Consider the following 15,973-nt stretch of genomic DNA (forward strand, 5'->3'; position numbering starts at 1 on the left):
AAAGGGGAGGTATGGGGCGGGCTCGCCGCCCGAGCTGGTTGTTCGCCCGATCGCCCTGCGCCGGGCGGGACGCGCTTGACGGGGCTGGGGCGAAAGCGTTTAGAACTTTTGCAAAGTCGCGCAGTGGCGGCGATTGTCGGCGGGCTCGCTCCCGGCTGGCGCCCGATGCGAAAGGTTGGGAAGCAATATGGGCAAGGTCACGGGCTTTCTCGAAATCGACCGTCAGGACCGCAAATACAAGCCGGCGGCGGATCGCATTCGCCATTACGACGAATTCGTCATTCCGCTCACGGAAGAGGCGACCAAGAGCCAGGCGTCGCGCTGTATGGATTGCGGCATTCCGTTCTGCCACAATGGCTGCCCGGTCAATAACCAGATCCCGGACTGGAATGACCTCGTCTATCACGGCGAATGGCGGCGCGCGCTCGCCAATCTGCACTCGACCAACAATTTCCCGGAATTCACCGGGCGCGTCTGCCCGGCGCCCTGCGAGGCCTCCTGCACGCTCAACCTTCAAGACCAGCCCGTCACCATCAAGACGATCGAATGCTCGATCGTCGACCGCGGCTTTTCGGAAGGGTGGGTGGTCCCCGAGCCGCCCAAGCGCAAGACCGGCCGCCGCGTCGCGATCGTCGGTTCGGGCCCCGGCGGCCTCGCCGCCGCGCAACAGCTCGCGCGCGCCGGCCACGACGTCCATGTCTATGAGAAGCACGCCAAGGCGGGCGGCCTGCTGCGCTACGGCATCCCGGACTTCAAGATGGAGAAGCATCTGATCGACCGCCGCGTCGCGCAGATGGAGGCCGAGGGCGCCGTTTTCCATTACAATGTGAATGTCGGCGTCGACATGAACGTCCGCGACCTCGTCGCGAGCCATGACGCCGTGATCCTGGCCGGCGGCGCGGAGCAGCCGCGCGATCTGCCGATCCCGGGCCGCGAGCTGCGCGGGGTCTATTTCGCGATGGACTTCCTGCCGCAGCAGAACCGCCGCGTTTCGGGCGAACCGCTCAACACGAACGAGCCGATCTTTGCGACCGGCAAGCATGTGGTCGTGATCGGCGGCGGCGACACGGGCTCCGACTGCATCGGCACGTCGGTGCGCCATGGCGCATTGTCGGTCACGCAGCTCGAAATCATGCCGCAGCCGCCTGAGTTGGAAAACAAGCTGCTCACCTGGCCGGACTGGCCGCTGAAGCTGCGCACCTCCTCGTCTCATCAGGAGGGGTCGGACCGGAAATTCTCCGTCCTGACAAAGGAGTTCGTCGGCGAGGGCGGGATCGTGAAAGGCCTTCGCTGCGTCAAGGTCGACGGCAAGATGCAGGAAGTCCCGGACAGCAGCTTCATTCTAAAGGCTGACCTCGTCCTGCTCGCCATGGGCTTTGTCTCGCCGATCAAGGAAGGCCTGCTCGAACAGATTGGCGTCGAGCTGGACAATCGCGGCAATGTCGTGGCGGACATGCGGGCCTATAAGACGTCGCGCGAGAAAGTATTCGCGTGCGGAGACATGCGGCGCGGACAATCGCTCGTCGTGTGGGCCATTCGCGAGGGACGCCAATGCGCCCATGCGGTCGACCTGCACCTATTGGGCGAAACAAATCTGCCAAGGTGAGGAAACTATGGTCGACGAGAAATTGAACCTTTGGTACTGCGACACCTTCGTCAGTCAGCCCTGGCAATTCTTCTTTCTGCTGCTGCCGCTCGCCGGCGCCTTCCTCTATGGTCGCGAGAAGAAGAAACTTGGCTGGATCCTGATTGGGACCTGGGTCGTCATCCAGGTGACCTTCTCGGCGCTCACCAATTTCGTCTTCAACTGCAACCTCGAATAGGCGCAGTCTCTCAACAAGAAAAAGCCCCGGTTCGCCCGGGGCTTTTTTAGTTTGGGGAGGAAGAGGACGTTCCTTAAAGAACGACCACCGCCGTGCCGACCTTCACGCGGCTGAAGAGATCGGTGACGTCGTCATTCGTCATGCGGATGCAGCCAGAGGAGACGGCCTGTCCGATCGTCCAGGGCTCGTTCGAGCCGTGAATGCGGAACATCGTGTCCTTGCCGCCGGAATAGAGATACATGGCGCGCGCGCCGAGCGGGTTCTCCTCGCCGCCGGCCATGTGGCGCGGCAGGTCGGGACGGCGCTTCAGCATATCCTTCGGCGGCGTCCAATCCGGCCAGGCTTCCTTGCGGCCGATATGGACGCGGCCCTTCCAGGTGAAGCCGTCGCGGCCGACGCCGATGCCGTAACGCATCGCCCTGCCATTCGCCATGGAGAGGTAGAGATAACGCCCTTCCGTATCGACGGTGATGGTGCCGGGCGCTTCGCGGGTCGGATCGGAGACCATCTCGCGGGTCGTCGCCGGGTAATCGCGCTGCAGGCGGGTCTCGTCCTGCTGGCCGTAGGAAACCTGCTGCCCGCCGCCGTAAGTCGCGCTGTAATCCTGCGCGTCGGCTGGCGTCGCTTCCTCGAACAGGGCCATGAAGCCGCTCTCTTCCGCCGACGCTCCCGTCGCATAGGCTCCGGCCGTCAGGGCGAAAGCGGCGGCCATGAAAAGGCGAATTTTGAAATGAGACATTTTTGCGGCTCCCAGAACGCTGCTGGGAGGAACAATGCGGAAGTCGGGCGATTGGTTCCGTGCGCCATCGCACGTTGGTCAACGGCCGGCAAAAATCTTCGCCGTAAAATCGTCGTGGGCCTTAAGGGTTATGAACGGCGTCAGTGAACCGCCGGCCGCCAGCTGTCATCGTCGGCGCGGTTGGGCCGCGGCGGCGGCTCGCCGCCCTCGATGAAGACATGATGCGCGAGCGCCTGAGCGTCCCCGCTCGCGGGCGGAGAGGAGGGCGCGCGCCGCGCGAGTTCCGAGGCGCCGGATGCGACTGGAGAGGCCGTCAAACTCTGGACGGGACCGATGGCCGGCCGGTCAGGGAGGGTGGGGGCCGCCGTCGTCGACGGCTTTACCGGCGATCGGAAGACGAGCGGCGCGGCGGGATTGGCCGGCGCCGTCGACGTCTGCCCCGGCAGTTGCGGACCCGATGGCGGCGCGGCGGCCGTAGGCTGCGTCTGCTGGGGCGGCGCGGGCTTCCGGCTCTCGTAGAGTTTCTTGATTTCGTTTGCGACGAAATGCGCGACGCTCAGCGCGCCGGCGTCGGTGAGATGAACGCCGTCGGCCGTGCGCAATTTCACGATCTGGCCGTTGACGTCGGGACCGAAGGCGCTGAACTGCCCTTTCTCGTCGGCGAGCGCGTCCCAGAGATCGACATAGACGCCGCCGCTCTTCTCGACCCGTTCGCGAAAAATCTCGTCGAGCTTCCCCATGTCGGCCGAGAAGTTTTCATTCTTCATGACAGGGAGGCCGACCCAGATCACCGGGATCTTCTTTTCGTGGAACGTCGCGAGGAAGGCGTCGATGCGCGCGACGTAAATTTCTCGCCAGCGCGGAGAGAAGGGCTCCGAGCTTTCGCCGCCCTGCCGCAGGGCCTGGCGGTCGTTCGAGCCGATCATGACGACCGCGACGTCGACCTTCTGCTGCCCGTTTGCGATCTCCCTGGCGGCCTTCTGCCAATCGTAGAAATCGTCGCGGACCAGGCCGGAGCTTTCCTTGCTTTTGCGAAGGACGCCGATCTCGGGCTTGTCCGCGAAAGTCTCCTCGAGCCCGTTCGCAAGCAAAATCCCGAGCGTGTCCCCCATCACGGCGACGAAATAATTCGCGGCGACCTCCGTCTCTTTGCGTTCCTGGGTAGGTTCCGCGCCGCCGCCGGGGCTGGGCTCGACGCTACGCCTGACGGCGCGCTTCGGCGCTGCGCTGCGCGCGGCCTCGCCGCCACGCCAGTAGGTCGGCGGACGGTTTTCCTGATGCGGCATGATGCGGCGGACGCGCGAGGGCTCCTCCGGCCGCGTGACGGGCGCGCGTTTGCCGCCGCCGCCGAAGAGCCCGCCGAAGAAATCCGCGAAAGGGTCCTGCGCGAAGGATGGCGGCGCGAAGGCGAGCAGGCCGCACAGCGCAAGCAGAAGCAAAGCGAGCGCGCGGCTCAATGGAAAAGCCTTAGCTTTGCGGTCGTTTGACATGATCCCAATATGGCGCTTGGCCGCTCTCTGCGCAAATCGCAGCTTGACGCGCGTGCGCCTTTTGCGCCCAATCTGCTCCGACTCGGAGAGGGGGAACGCATGCGCATATCGGCTGGGGCCAGCATTGTTACGGCCGTCGTTCTTTTGGCGAACGGGGCCGCATCGGACGTTTCGGCTGCGCAGCGGGAATATGATCCGCCCGCCGAATATCGGTATCTGCCTTATTCCGGCGCGATTCCGTCTTGCGCCGATCCGGGCGTCCTCAGGGAAATCACCGACACCTTCGCCTGGCGCGAGGTGCAATACTGGAATTCCGGCCTCGCCATCGTAAATTATGAAAGCGTGGCGGAAACCGGCTACCGCACCAATGGAGCGACCTACATACCGCGCCGTTTTTGTCAGGCTGAAGCGATGTTTGACGACGGGCGTCGGCGCCGTGTCGTTTACAATGTCGGCGAAGCGCTCGGCTTCATCGGCCTTGGCTCGGGCGTCACATGGTGCGTCGTAGGGCTTGACCGCAACCATGCCTTCAGTCCGAATTGCCGCGCCGCCGGACCTTGAGCCCGGCCGCCCGAGGCAAAAGGACCTTTCATGTTTGGCAATCCATTGAGCGCCGCCATCCGCGCGACCGCCATTTTCTCTATCATTTTTTGTTGCGCGCCGACGCAGGCCAGGGACGACGACTGCATTCTCGATCATTGCGCCGACCGCCTGCCGCCCAAAAATCCCTCGCCGCAGCCGCCGCCCGCGCCGGACGCCGGGCGCGAAAGCAAGAGCGAGGGGCGCGCGCCTTCCGGCGGCGGCTTCAGCGCTAATGCGCCGTCCAGGGATTTCGATTTCTATGTGCTCGCCTTGAGCTGGTCGCCGGGATTTTGCGACAGCGTCGGCGGCGCGCGCGACCAATGCGAGCCGGGAAGGGGCCTCGGCTTCGTGGTGCACGGCCTCTGGCCGCAATATGATCACGGGTTTCCCAGCGATTGCGATGGGCCGCGCAGCCCGTCGCGCATCGCGCTCGAACGCGTGAACGGCCTGTTCCCGGACGAAAGGCTCGCGCGTTACGAATGGCGCAAGCACGGCACATGTTCGGGCAAAAGCCCGAGCGATTATTTCGCCGACATCTTTCGCGCGCGGGAAGCGGTCGCGATTCCGGCGCTTTTCGTGAGGCCGACGCGCGATCAGACCTTCACGCCGATCGACGTGGAGCGCGCCTTTTACGACGCCAATCCGCGCCTGCGTCCAGGCATGATGGCGGTGGCCTGCCGCCGCAATATGCTGGAGGAAGTGCGCATCTGCCTGTCGAAGGATTTGCGCGAGTTCCGCGCCTGTCCCGAGATCGTCCAGCGCGGCTGCCGCCAGCGCGAGATTTCCGTGCCGGCGCCGCTATAAGGCCGCGCTCTCTCCAGTTCCCGCTTTCGCCGAAATGACGGGGCGTGCGATAGGGCGTCATGAATTATCGCCACGCCTTCCACGCCGGCAATTTCGCCGACGTCTTCAAGCATGCGCTGCTCGCGCGCCTGCTGGTTTATCTGTCTCGTAAGGACGCGCCTTTTCGCGTGATCGACACTCATGCGGGGGAGGGCGCCTATGATCTCGCCTCCGAAGAGGCGGGACGGACGATGGAATGGAAAGGCGGAATCGGCCGCCTCGCCGACCTTTCGGACGCCGATGCGGAGATGCGCGCGCTGCTCGCGCCTTATCTCGATTGCGTCGGCGATTTTGGCGCCGATGCGCGTCCGGCGCTCTATCCGGGCTCGCCCTTGATCGCGGCGCGGTTGATGCGCGAACAGGACCGCGCGATTTTCTGCGAGTTGCGTCCCGACGCCTTCGTGGCGCTGCGCTACCGCTTCGGCCGCGACGCGCGCGTCAAGACAATCCACATAGACGGATATACAGGGCTCGGCGCCTATGCGCCGCCCAAGGAGCGGCGGGGGCTCGTTCTCATCGATCCGCCTTTCGAGCGCACGGACGAATTCAACGCGATGTTCGCCGCCTTTCTCGCCGCTTACCGGAAATGGCCGACCGGCGTCTACGCCTTGTGGCATCCATCAAAAGACGCCGCCGCGGAGAGCAAGTTCCTCATCCGTTTTGAAGCCGAGGGCGTGAAGCGCGTCTTGCGGCTGTCGCTTGCGGTCGCTCGCGGCGGCGAAGGTCTGAGGCGGACGGGCCTCGTCGTCGTCAATCCCCCCTTCGTTTTCGAAGAGGAGGCGCGCAAGATACTGAGCTTTCTGGCGCCTCGCCTCGCACAAAGCGAGGGAGCCGGATTCGAGACCTACTGGTTGACCGGGGAATAGGGCGACGTCTGGATCGCCCAGGCGCCAGTTGGATTGTGCGCCAGCGCTCGGCGCGTTTTTTCCCGCTGACCTATCTAGACAAATGCAAACAAATGCTGTGAAGCGGAGCGACCGGGACTTAACCGCTCATGGCTTTGGATTGCATTTGCGACTCGTCTTTACTGTATCAGCGGCGGATACAGGCGGTATTGGGGAGGCAAGGAAATGAAAGCGAAAAAATTATTCTGTCAGTATAAGAGCTTGAGCGTCATCACCTTGTTTTCGGCGATCGCGCTGTCGGTGACGGCGACGACGGCCGAGGCCGATTTTCTCGATGATCTCTTCGGCGGCGGCGCGAGCGAATCTCCGGCGCCGGCGCGCGCCGCTCCGAGCGGTCGCGCCATGCGCTCCACGGGCGGCGTCTCCTTCTCAATTCGCAGCAATCAGTCGGAGCGCCGGCGCGCGGCTTTTCGCAAGGGCGGGACGCAGGAAGCCGCCGGCAAAGAGGGCTCCGGCGGAACAAAGGCTCAGAAGACCGTCTTCTGCGCGACCGGCCTTCCCGCGCGCGAGGATCCGGCCAATGCCGAGGTGCGGCTGCATGACGGCACGCTGCGCGCGGGCGACAGCGTGGTGACGACGGACGGCATTCTCGTCTTCAAGGGCCGCGCCGCCTGTCCGCACAACGCTTCCGATTTCGTCGGAATCGGCCATGCGAAACTACCGACTCAGACGCGCAACGCCCTGCAATCGCTCGAACATACGATGCAGGCGGGCCGCACGCCGCTCGTTCTCGAAGACAAAGAGGCTGAGCCGCAGGTCGTGAGCCAGGCGAGCCACTAGCTTATTTCGACGGACCTTGATGTCGCGCGTGCGGCGCAATATGCGTTGCCTCGCAGAAAGCCCGCGACGAAGGAAGGCCGCCGATGATGATTCTCCGTTATTCAGCCGCCTCTCCCTATGCGCGCAAGATTCGCATTGCGGCGGAGCTTCTGGGGCTCTCGGACCGCATCGAGGTCGTTGCGGCGAGCACGACCGATCCAAACGACTCCCTGCGCGGCCAGAACCCGCTCGGCAAGATCCCGACGCTGATTTTGGACGACGGCTCGGCGCTCTATGACAGCCGGGTCATCGCCGACTATCTCGACCATCTCGGCGGCGGCAAGCTGATCCCGGCGGCGCCGCACCGCTTCGACGCGCTGCGCATGCAGGCGCTGGGCGACGGGATCAACGACGCCGCGCTGCTCATTCGATACGAAACGGCGATGCGGCCGCCGGAACGACGCGACCAGGATACGATCGACCTGCAGCAGGGCAAGATCGACCGCGCGCTCGCCTCGCTTGACGCGGAGCCGCCCGCCGGGCCGGTCGATATCGGCCACATCGCCGTCGCTTGCGCGCTCGGCTATCTCGATCTGCGATTTGACGGCGTCTGGCGGGCGGGCCATCCCAAGCTGAAAGCGTGGCTTGCCGACTTCGAGGCGAAGATTCCGGCTTTCGAGGCGACGAAGGCGTAGAAACGGCGCTCCGCCATTGTGAAAATAAAGCGGCTCCACCCCGAGGGCGAGCGAAGCTCGCGTCCCGGAGGGAGAGGCCGATATTGAATCAAACTATTTGAGCGTCACGCCTTCTTGGCGATCTCCGCCGGCGGCGCCCATATGGCCGCGTCGGCGACAGCCGGGCCGGTCCCGCCCGGGATGCGCAGGCGTTGGCCGGGATAGATCTTGTCGGGATGCTTCAGCATCGGCTTGTTGGCTTCGAAGATTTCCTCGTAGCGCTTGCCGTCGCCATAGCTCGCCTCCGCGATCTTCCACAGCGTATCGCCTTCCTTCACGATATAGACGCCGGAAGGCGCCTCCGGGTCGGCGTCGGGCGCAATGAGATTGTTTTCGACTTGCGCCACGCCTTTGGTGTTGCCGACCGCGAGCACGATCTTTTCCATCTCGGCGCGCGAGTTCACCGCCCCGTTTAGCGTGACCTTGCCGCCGTCGACCTCGATGTCCACGGTGGACACGTCGAAGCCATGGGCCTGCAATTCCTTTATCAGCGCATCGGCCGGGGCGGCCGAGGTATCTGTCGCGCCGGCGGGCGCCGGGGCGGCTTTGCTCTTGCCTTTGAAGAAGTCGAAAATGCCCATGAAAAGCCTCCTGACCAAGACGCTGCTCGGCGGATATCCGCGTTCAGCCGCTCCTTATATTAGGCGCCCGCAGGCGTTCTAACAGGGCCTTTCGTCATTGGCGTCAGAAATGGAAATTCACGCCGCCCCTGACGGCCGACATATTCACCCCCGCATCCAAAGCGTAAGGCGAGAGGTCGAAATAGCGGCCCGAGCCCGTCGAGGTGAACATATATTCGCCCTTCGCCGAAATGCTCTGCGTGATCATATATTCGACGCCCGCGCCGAGCGCCCATCCGGGCTGAAAGCTGGCTTGAATGCCGTAGAACGGCCCCTGCGCGATCTGCAGCGTGTTCTTGCTCGCCGCGAAGCCGCCGGTCACGAAGATCAGAGCGCGGTCGGTCACGGCGTAGCCCGCGCGCGCCCGCACGGTGAGAAGATCGTCCATCTCTCCCTTGGCGACGGCGTTCCAGAAGGGCGTGGTGGTCGCGCTTATGCCCGTGAAGGAGAAATCCGCCTCCGCGCCGATCAGAAACTGCGGCGCGACCATATAGTTGAAACCGCCCGTCACGCCGACCAGCCCGCCGGTCGGATCGCCGATGAGCCGGCTTCCATCATTCGTGAAAGAAGCGAATCCGACGCCGCCCTGCACGCCCGCATAGAAACCGCCCCAGGAGAAGGCGGGCGGCGGCGCAATGTAATCGACGGGCGGCGGACCTGAACCGTGCGGGAGATCGGCGGCGGGCGCGGCGGTCGTCGCGAAGAGGAGGGGAGCGCAGAGAAGGGCGCGGCTGAGTTTCATGTCGTTACTCCCATGGCCGCCAAAGAAGCGCGGCATGTCTCGACGCGGGATTTTTTCCGCTTGTCGATGCGATGAAATGAAATCGTTCAGCTTAATGCTTCCTTGCCGCGCGATGCGGCGAAGCGTGGCCGAAAACAGGCGCGGCAATATTGTTTTTGGCGAAACCGCGGCCCTTCGCGACCGAGCGCGTCTCTCCTCGCCTCAGGGGTTAAGGGTTCGCGTAAAATTCGCGTAGAAAGCAGAACATGTTGGCTAATGTTTCGTTGAGGCGGCGTCTTGATGGCGTTGACCCGGCGGACGCGCCGTGTGAATCCCCCGCGACGGAGCGAAGCGGCGATGACGGATGCGAGCGATAATCTGGTCGGCCCGGTTTTGGTGACGGGCGCGGCGCGGCGCATCGGGCTCGCCGTCGCCGGCCGGCTGGCGCGCGAGGGCCGCCCCGTAGTGCTGCACGCCTCGCAGCGCTCGGCGGAGGAGGCTGAACTCGCGGCGCAGGCCATTCGCCAGCACGGGGGCCGGGCCGGCGTCGCCGTCGCCGACCTCGCCAATGGCGACGAAGTCGAAAGACTTGTCGATTTCGCGGCGCGCGCTTTTGGTCCTCTTACGCTTCTCGTCAACAACGCGTCGATCTTCGAAGTCGACGCGGCGCGGGATTTCACGGTCGAGAGCTATGAACGGCACATGGCGGTCAATCTGCGCGCGCCGCTGATCCTCGCGCGGGACTTCGCCGCCGCTTTGCCGGACGGCATGCAAGGGGCCGTCGTCAACATTATCGACCAGCGCGTTTGGCGGCTCACGCCGCGCTATTTCAGCTACACCCTATCCAAATCCGCGCTCTGGACGGCGACCCGCACAATGGCGCAGGCTTACGCCCCGCATATTCGCGTCAACGCCGTCGGCCCCGGTCCGGTTTTTCCCAATGAAGCCTTGGGCGAGAAGGATTTCGAAATCGAGACGCGCGGCGTCCCGCTCGGCCACGCGGCGGAAATCTCAGGCGTCGTGGATGCGGTGATCTATCTGAGCAAGGCGAAGAGCGTCACCGGGCAGATGATCGCCGTCGATGCGGGACAGCATCTCGCATGGCGGACGCCGGATGTGGGCGTCGAATAGGCGCCCGTCACGAATTCGAGGCCGGTATGGCGCGCGCAGGAGCGAAAGCCCTGGCGTCCGCCTTCGCGTCGGGCGACTTAAGCGATAATTAAGGTTATCGATTAAAAGATCGAAGAGTTGCGGTCAGTTAGCCGGGGGCGCCGTATTGCTTCCGGGCGTCAAAAGGCGCGTTTCGCGCCTCAAGGAGCGTAAATGCGCGTACTGGGCATCGAAACCACCTGCGACGAGACGGCGGCCGCCGTCGTGTCGGACCGCCTCGGCATGGATGGCGGCGACATTCTCTCCAACGAGGTCCTGAGCCAGATCGCGCAACACGCGGCCTATGGCGGCGTCGTGCCGGAGATCGCCGCGCGCGCGCATATCGACGTGCTGGACCGGCTGATCGCCCGCGCCCTCGCCAACGCCAGGGTGGATCTCGCCGACATCGACGCCATCGCCGCAGCCGCCGGGCCGGGCCTCATCGGCGGCGTGCTGGTCGGCCTCACCGCCGCCAAGGGGCTGGCGCTGGCCTCCGGCAAGCCCTTCATCGCCGTCAATCACCTCGAGGCGCATGCGCTGACGGCGCGGCTCACCGATCATCTCGATTTTCCCTATCTCGCGCTCCTCGTCTCGGGGGGGCATACGCAGCTCGTGGCCGTGCGGGGCGTCGGCGATTACCGCCGGCTCGGCTCCACTGTGGACGACGCGGCCGGCGAAGCTTTCGACAAGGTCGCCAAGATGCTGGGCCTGCCTTATCCGGGCGGCCCGCAGATCGAGAAGCTCGCGCAGGAAGGCGATCCCCATCGCTTCGATCTGCCTCGGCCCATGGTCGGACGCGGCGGGGCGGATTTCTCGCTCTCCGGCCTGAAGACGGCGGTGCGTCTCGAAGTCCTCAAGCTCGGCGCGCCGAGCGAAAAGGACGTGAAGGACCTCGCCGCGTCCTTCCAGGCGGCGATCGTCGACATCATGATCGATCGCGTGCGCGGCGGCATCAAGCTTTTCACGGAAGGCGAGGGGCGCCCGAGCGGACTCGTGATCGGCGGCGGCGTCGGCGCCAATGGACCGATCCGGCGCGCGCTCACGCGGCTTTGCGCCGAGAGCGGCCTGCGCTTCGTCTCGCCGCCCGGCAATCTCTGCTCCGACAATGGCGCCATCATCGCCTGGGCGGGGCTGGAGCGCCTCAAGCGCGGCTTCACCGACGATCTCGACTTTGCGCCGCGGCCGCGCTGGCCGCTAGACGCGACCGCCAGCGGAACCCATCACGGCAAGGCGTAGGCGTTTGCGCCGAACCTTTCTCGCGGCGCTGGCGGCGATGCTGCTGGCGCCGGAGCCGCGGGCGGCGGGGCCCCTGTCTCAGGAGCCGCTCTATACGGGCGTGCAAATCTTCTACGGTCCGGGCGACGGTTTCGAGACCGTGGATGCGCGGCTCATAAACGGGGCGCGTCACGCAATCGACATGGCGGCTTATGTTCTCACCGACCGCGCCCTTGTCGCGGCGCTCGGCCGGGCCGCCATGCGCGGCGTGAAGGTCCGGGTCTATCTCGACGGCGAGGAGACGGGACGGGGCTCGCCCATCGTCGACATCGCGGACGCGCCCAATCTCGACGTGCGCCGCAAGGCGCGCGCGAGAGACCTGATGCATCTGAAATCCTATCAGGTCGACGGCCGCACGCTGCGCACGGGCTCGGCGAATTTTTCGGTGTCGGGAGAAGTCTATCAGGACAACGATCTGATCGTTATAGAAAGTCCGCAGGCGGCGGCGCGCTTCCGTGAGACGTTCGAGCGTCTCTGGGCGCGCTCCGACAATCAGCGGATCGGGACGAGATGACGCGCGAAACTCTTGCAGTTCTCGGCGCCGGCGCCTGGGGCGTCGCGCTCGCCAATGTCGCGGCGCAGGGCCGCGCGCGCGTGCCGCTCTGGGCGCATGAGCCGGCCCATGCGGCGGCTTTGGCGAAGGATCGCGAGAACCGGAAGCATCTGCCGGGCTTGCCGATCGCCGCAGCGGTCGCGCCGACGGGCGATCTTTCCTGCATCAGGCGCGCGCGCATCGTGCTGGCGGTCGTGCCGGCGCAGGCTTTGCGCTCCGTCGCGCGAGCGGCGCGCGCGCATCTTGAGGAGGGCGCGGCCTTCGTGATCTGCGCCAAGGGCATCGAGCGCGACCGGCGGCACTTCCTGAGCGAGATCGTCGCCGAAGAGTTGCCGCAGGCGCGGCCCGCCGCGCTTTCGGGGCCGAGCTTCGCGGCCGATGTCTGCAAGGGGCTGCCCACGGCGGTGACGGTGGCGGCGGAAGAAGAAGCCTTGGCGTTGACGCTCAGCGAGGAAATCTCGACCAGGACCTTCCGTCTCTATCGCTCGACCGATCTGCGCGGCGTCGAAATCGGCGGGGCCGCGAAGAACGTCTTCGCCATCGCCGCGGGCATGGCTTCTGGCCGGGGTCTCGGCGCGAGCGCCCAGGCGGCGCTGATCGCCCGCAGCTTCGCGGAACTCACCCGGCTCGGCCGCGCGCTCGGCGCACGCAATGAGACGCTGATGGGCCTCTCGGGCCTCGGCGACCTCGTGCTCTCCTGCGGCTCGGCCCAATCCCGCAATTTCGCCTTTGGACAGGCGCTTGGACAGGGCGCGGCTGTCAAGGACGCTTCCGGCGGCAAGCTCACCGAGGGCGCCTTCACGGCGCGCGTGCTTGTCGAAATGGCGCAGGCGGCGGGGGTGGAGATGCCGATCGCCGAAGCGGTGGACGCAATTCTGTCCGCTCGCCTCAGCGTCGACGCCGCGATCGACGCGCTGCTCATGCGGCCGTTGAAGGCGGAGAGTTAGCTAACGGCGGAGGCAAACCCGTTTAGAAGCCCGCCGCGCTACCAGCTCTTGATGAACTCCCAGAAGGTCCGCGTTTCCGTCGCTTCGCGCAGCCTTGCGATCGCTTTCTTCCCTGCGATGCGAACTTCCTCGCCATGAGTTTTCAGATCGTCGATGTCGCGATCGAGCGCTTCGTATTTCTTGCGAATCTCGGGGTTTTCCGCGGGCGGCGGCGCAGCCTTGTCCGAGACCTTGACCAGTGGCGCCGCCGGCGGAGGCTTTTGCCGCAAGGCCAGCGCGCGCGGCTTCACCCTTGTGGCGATAAAGCAAAAGTGCATGGCGGCGAGACGCCAGGTCGGGCTCGTCCAGTCGGCTTCTTTCGGGCCGTTGGAGCTGTCGAGGGCGCGCCGGCAGTCGAGCTTTTCCTCGAAGCTGTTGGTGTTGATGTCGTGGAATTCCCTGACGCGGCCGTTCTCGTCGATCTCCAGCGCGAATTGAAAGTCCTGCAGGAGATCCGGATAGGCGATGTTCCAGTCCTCCACGACCTTGTCATATTTCTCGAGCTTCGGCCCAAAGGCCGCGTCGTCGTCGCCATCCGCGCCATTGGCGAGCCGGTAGGAATGGAAGACGCGCGCCGACATGAGCTGAGAAGCGCGGTCGAAGCTCTTGGCGGCCTCATCGAGCCGGCGCTTGGCGAGGTCGAGGCGGGTCTGCTCGCGCCAGCTCTTATAGGTGAAGCTCGTGGTGACGATGCCGGCGAGAACGCTGGTGAAAATGAAGGTGACGACCTTGTCCTTGTAGAAATCGCCTTCAGCCATGAACGCCACCTGGAACCGGCAAATGCGTAATCGAAGGGAGAGCGTCGCTCCCGTCCGACGGAAAAGCAAGCGTCGGGAAAGCTAATGCACGCCGCTCGGCAAAGTGGCCTTGCCGTCCAATGTGTCTCGGATCTTCCGCGCCAGTTGCGCAAGGGTGAAAGGCTTCGTCAGCAGATTGACGTTCGGATCGAGGATGCCGTCCCGCATGATCGCGTGGCTGGTATAGCCGCTGATGAACATGACATGCAGCGAATGGCGGCGGAACACGGCTTCGCGCGCCAATCGGGCGCCGTCCATCTCCGGCATGGCGACGTCGGTTATCAGCAGAGAAATATCCGCGCGGGCGCGAATGATCTGCAAGGCGTCCTTGCCGCTCCCGGCCTCCAGCACCGTATAGCCGAGTTCGCGAACGCCCTGTGACGCGACGCGCCGCGCATCGTCGTCGTCATCGACGAGGAGAACGATTTCCTCCGGCCGCCCGCGCGGAAAATCCTCCTGGGCCGGAGCGGGCGGCGCTGGTTCGGCCGCTTCGTTTTCTTCGGCGTATCGCGGGAGATACAGCTTGATGCAGGTTCCGTGTCTGGGTTCCGAGTAAATCTTGATATGGCCGCCGGACTGGCGCACGAAGCCATGCGCCTGAGAAAGCCCGAGCCCCGTGCCTTTGCCGATCGGCTTGGTCGTGAAGAAAGGATCGAAGGCTTTTGCGACGACCTCCGGTGGCATGCCGCCTCCCGTGTCGGAGACGGAAATCAGAACATATTGTCCGGGGCGCGCCTCCGGATTATCGCAGGCGTAATCCTCGTCGAACTCCACATTCTCCGTCTCGATCGTCAACTGGCCGCCTTTCGGCATGGCGTCGCGGGCGTTGACCGCAAGATTGAGAATGGCGCTTTCGAGTTCGTTGGAGTCGACCTTTATCGGCCAGAGATCCTTTCCCAGCGCCGTGGCCAAGTGGATATGCGCGCCCAGGGTCCGATGGAGGATCGCGAACATGCCGGTCACGAGACGGTTCGCGTCGAGGGGCGTCGGATTGAGCGGCTGGATGCGCGAGAAGGCGAGCAGTCGGCGCACGAGATTGGCGGCGCGATCGGCCCCGTCCAGGGCCGAATCGATCATTTGATCGACGCCGCCTTCTTTTTTCTGGAGCTTTCGCCGCAAGATGTTCAGACTCGCGACGATGACGCCGAGCATATTGTTGAAGTCGTGGGCGATGCCGCCGGCCAGTTGCCCGAGCGCCTCGAGCTTTTGCGATTGGCGCAACTGCGCTTCCAGAGCCCCGCGTTTGGTCGACTCGGCGATGAGTTCGTTATAGGCGAGCCGAAGCGACTCGCTCGACTTGCGAAGGGCGTTGATCTGTCTTTGGGCGAGGAAGACCGCAAAAACCGCGACGCCAGTCAGGAGCACGATCATCGAGCCGATTGCGGTCTGAAGAGAATCGGTGGCCTCGGATAGACGCGCGTCTCGACTGCGATAAATGGCTTCCTCGGACGCGACCATGTCGTTTATCAGCGCGTCGATCTGATCCATGAGCATCTTGCCGCGACCGCCGCGCACCAGTTCGGCGGCGTCGTCAAAACGGCCGACTTTCATCAAATCAAGTTTTTTGTCGAGCAGCTCGACCCGCTCCTTCAAAAGGGGCTGGAGCGCGGCGATTCGCTCCGCCTGCTGGGGATTGTCGGAAACGAGAGCTTCGATTTCAGGCAGCTGCGATTCTATGCGCTTTGAAAGATCAATCCAGGGGGTGGAGAGATTTACGTCGCGGGTGATGACGTAGCCGCGTTCCTCGCTCTCGGCGCGGCGAACTTCGCTGTTGAGCCGATGCAGAGCGGTTTCGATTTCCAGAGTATGGCGTATGAGCGCGCCGCTTTCGCGGCGATGCTCTTCCGTGCGGATGGTGACGAGCCCTGCTGCCGCGAGAATCGCGAAGGCGACGATCAAGCTGACCGTCTCGAAGGACAGAAACTTTCGCGTCGCGGCCATGCGCCGTCCGTAGCAAACCGATCAGGCGAATTTATGCATTTGCTTGACGCATGCCA

17 protein-coding genes are annotated in these 15,973 nt (G+C 64.5%); 11 read left to right on the plus strand and 6 right to left on the minus strand.

Annotation, left to right across the window (positions count from 1 at the left end):
• Positions 1 to 187 precede the first annotated feature (187 nt).
• Positions 188 to 1,606 (plus strand): glutamate synthase subunit beta, encoded by a 1,419-nt coding sequence (locus MMG94_RS03115; protein WP_016920531.1) that lies wholly within the window; start codon positions 188 to 190, stop codon positions 1,604 to 1,606.
• Positions 1,607 to 1,613: 7 nt separating this feature from the next.
• On the plus strand, positions 1,614 to 1,823 hold the full coding sequence (locus MMG94_RS03120) for a hypothetical protein (protein ID WP_016920530.1): 210 nt from the start codon (positions 1,614 to 1,616) through the stop codon (positions 1,821 to 1,823).
• Between the two features lie 73 nt (positions 1,824 to 1,896).
• On the opposite strand, the gene MMG94_RS03125 is transcribed toward MMG94_RS03120, so the two are convergent.
• Together MMG94_RS03125 and MMG94_RS03130 are read right to left on the minus strand one after the other, a co-directional pair.
• Positions 1,897 to 2,562, minus strand: a complete 666-nt coding sequence (locus tag MMG94_RS03125; protein WP_016920529.1) for a L,D-transpeptidase — start codon at positions 2,560 to 2,562, stop codon at positions 1,897 to 1,899.
• Positions 2,563 to 2,702: 140 nt separating this feature from the next.
• Positions 2,703 to 4,019, minus strand: coding sequence for an SGNH/GDSL hydrolase family protein (locus MMG94_RS03130; protein ID WP_244415393.1), 1,317 nt, complete (start codon positions 4,017 to 4,019; stop codon positions 2,703 to 2,705).
• Between the two features lie 132 nt (positions 4,020 to 4,151).
• On the opposite strand from MMG94_RS03130, the gene MMG94_RS03135 reads away from it, so the two are divergent.
• From MMG94_RS03135 to MMG94_RS03155, 5 genes are all read left to right on the plus strand, one after another.
• A complete protein-coding gene (locus MMG94_RS03135; protein ID WP_026016342.1) occupies positions 4,152 to 4,613 on the plus strand; it encodes a hypothetical protein in 462 nt (153 codons plus the stop codon).
• 30 nt (positions 4,614 to 4,643) lie between these two features.
• Positions 4,644 to 5,438, plus strand: a complete 795-nt coding sequence (locus MMG94_RS03140) for a ribonuclease T2 family protein (RefSeq protein ID WP_016920526.1) — start codon at positions 4,644 to 4,646, stop codon at positions 5,436 to 5,438.
• A 59-nt stretch (positions 5,439 to 5,497) separates the two neighbouring features.
• Complete coding sequence (locus tag MMG94_RS03145) at positions 5,498 to 6,343, plus strand: 23S rRNA (adenine(2030)-N(6))-methyltransferase RlmJ (protein ID WP_016920525.1); 846 nt, start codon at positions 5,498 to 5,500, stop codon at positions 6,341 to 6,343.
• A gap of 204 nt (positions 6,344 to 6,547) precedes the next feature.
• Positions 6,548 to 7,162: a hypothetical protein gene (locus MMG94_RS03150; RefSeq protein ID WP_016920524.1), complete on the plus strand. Its 615-nt coding sequence runs from the start codon at positions 6,548 to 6,550 to the stop codon at positions 7,160 to 7,162.
• Between the two features lie 83 nt (positions 7,163 to 7,245).
• The gene (locus MMG94_RS03155; protein WP_016920523.1) at positions 7,246 to 7,836 is read left to right on the plus strand and encodes a glutathione S-transferase; all 591 of its coding nucleotides are present in this window, start codon (positions 7,246 to 7,248) and stop codon (positions 7,834 to 7,836) included.
• Between the two features lie 104 nt (positions 7,837 to 7,940).
• Here the strand turns inward: MMG94_RS03155 and lysM are convergent, their stop codons facing one another.
• On the minus strand, positions 7,941 to 8,456 hold the full coding sequence (lysM, locus tag MMG94_RS03160; protein ID WP_016920522.1) for a peptidoglycan-binding protein LysM: 516 nt from the start codon (positions 8,454 to 8,456) through the stop codon (positions 7,941 to 7,943).
• A gap of 103 nt (positions 8,457 to 8,559) precedes the next feature.
• Positions 8,560 to 9,237 carry an outer membrane protein gene (locus MMG94_RS03165; protein WP_026016341.1) on the minus strand — a complete coding sequence of 226 codons (678 nt, stop codon included), beginning with the start codon at positions 9,235 to 9,237 and terminating at the stop codon, positions 8,560 to 8,562.
• 336 nt (positions 9,238 to 9,573) lie between these two features.
• Between MMG94_RS03165 and MMG94_RS03170 the strand changes: the two genes are divergently transcribed.
• The 4 genes from MMG94_RS03170 to MMG94_RS03185 all read left to right on the plus strand — a co-directional run bounded on the left by MMG94_RS03170 (position 9,574) and on the right by MMG94_RS03185 (position 13,140).
• A complete protein-coding gene (locus tag MMG94_RS03170; protein ID WP_016920520.1) occupies positions 9,574 to 10,347 on the plus strand; it encodes an SDR family oxidoreductase in 774 nt (257 codons plus the stop codon).
• 192 nt (positions 10,348 to 10,539) lie between these two features.
• On the plus strand, positions 10,540 to 11,601 hold the full coding sequence (tsaD, locus tag MMG94_RS03175; RefSeq protein WP_016920519.1) for a tRNA (adenosine(37)-N6)-threonylcarbamoyltransferase complex transferase subunit TsaD: 1,062 nt from the start codon (positions 10,540 to 10,542) through the stop codon (positions 11,599 to 11,601).
• 4 nt (positions 11,602 to 11,605) lie between these two features.
• Positions 11,606 to 12,154, plus strand: a complete 549-nt coding sequence (locus tag MMG94_RS03180; protein WP_016920518.1) for a phospholipase D-like domain-containing protein — start codon at positions 11,606 to 11,608, stop codon at positions 12,152 to 12,154.
• Positions 12,151 to 13,140 (plus strand): NAD(P)H-dependent glycerol-3-phosphate dehydrogenase, encoded by a 990-nt coding sequence (locus tag MMG94_RS03185; RefSeq protein WP_016920517.1) that lies wholly within the window; start codon positions 12,151 to 12,153, stop codon positions 13,138 to 13,140. The genes MMG94_RS03180 and MMG94_RS03185 overlap by 4 nt, the downstream gene beginning before the upstream one ends.
• 38 nt (positions 13,141 to 13,178) lie before the next feature.
• On the opposite strand, the gene MMG94_RS03190 is transcribed toward MMG94_RS03185, so the two are convergent.
• Complete coding sequence (locus MMG94_RS03190) at positions 13,179 to 13,937, minus strand: hypothetical protein (protein WP_016920516.1); 759 nt, start codon at positions 13,935 to 13,937, stop codon at positions 13,179 to 13,181.
• An 81-nt stretch (positions 13,938 to 14,018) separates the two neighbouring features.
• Positions 14,019 to 15,917 (minus strand): CHASE3 domain-containing protein, encoded by a 1,899-nt coding sequence (locus tag MMG94_RS03195; RefSeq protein WP_016920515.1) that lies wholly within the window; start codon positions 15,915 to 15,917, stop codon positions 14,019 to 14,021.
• Between the last annotated feature and the right edge of the window lie 56 nt (positions 15,918 to 15,973).

It is taken from the genome of Methylocystis parvus OBBP, from assembly GCF_027571405.1.
Classification (GTDB): domain Bacteria; phylum Pseudomonadota; class Alphaproteobacteria; order Rhizobiales; family Beijerinckiaceae; genus Methylocystis; species Methylocystis parva.

Bases quoted from the DNA above. Each gene is read 5' to 3' on its own strand.
- lysM (WP_016920522.1), bottom strand. From the start codon at position 8,456: ATGGGCATTTTCGACTTCTTCAAAGGCAAGAGCAAAGCCGCCCCGGCG.
- MMG94_RS03155 (WP_016920523.1), top strand. From the start codon at position 7,246: ATGATGATTCTCCGTTATTCAGCCGCCTCTCCCTATGCGCGCAAGATT.
- MMG94_RS03170 (WP_016920520.1), top strand. From the start codon at position 9,574: ATGACGGATGCGAGCGATAATCTGGTCGGCCCGGTTTTGGTGACGGGC.
- MMG94_RS03195 (WP_016920515.1), bottom strand. From the start codon at position 15,917: ATGGCCGCGACGCGAAAGTTTCTGTCCTTCGAGACGGTCAGCTTGATC.
- MMG94_RS03150 (WP_016920524.1), top strand. From the start codon at position 6,548: ATGAAAGCGAAAAAATTATTCTGTCAGTATAAGAGCTTGAGCGTCATC.
- tsaD (WP_016920519.1), top strand. From the start codon at position 10,540: ATGCGCGTACTGGGCATCGAAACCACCTGCGACGAGACGGCGGCCGCC.
- MMG94_RS03120 (WP_016920530.1), top strand. From the start codon at position 1,614: ATGGTCGACGAGAAATTGAACCTTTGGTACTGCGACACCTTCGTCAGT.
- MMG94_RS03125 (WP_016920529.1), bottom strand. From the start codon at position 2,562: ATGTCTCATTTCAAAATTCGCCTTTTCATGGCCGCCGCTTTCGCCCTG.
- MMG94_RS03190 (WP_016920516.1), bottom strand. From the start codon at position 13,937: ATGGCTGAAGGCGATTTCTACAAGGACAAGGTCGTCACCTTCATTTTC.
- MMG94_RS03135 (WP_026016342.1), top strand. From the start codon at position 4,152: ATGCGCATATCGGCTGGGGCCAGCATTGTTACGGCCGTCGTTCTTTTG.
- MMG94_RS03145 (WP_016920525.1), top strand. From the start codon at position 5,498: ATGAATTATCGCCACGCCTTCCACGCCGGCAATTTCGCCGACGTCTTC.
- MMG94_RS03165 (WP_026016341.1), bottom strand. From the start codon at position 9,237: ATGAAACTCAGCCGCGCCCTTCTCTGCGCTCCCCTCCTCTTCGCGACG.
- MMG94_RS03185 (WP_016920517.1), top strand. From the start codon at position 12,151: ATGACGCGCGAAACTCTTGCAGTTCTCGGCGCCGGCGCCTGGGGCGTC.
- MMG94_RS03140 (WP_016920526.1), top strand. From the start codon at position 4,644: ATGTTTGGCAATCCATTGAGCGCCGCCATCCGCGCGACCGCCATTTTC.
- MMG94_RS03115 (WP_016920531.1), top strand. From the start codon at position 188: ATGGGCAAGGTCACGGGCTTTCTCGAAATCGACCGTCAGGACCGCAAA.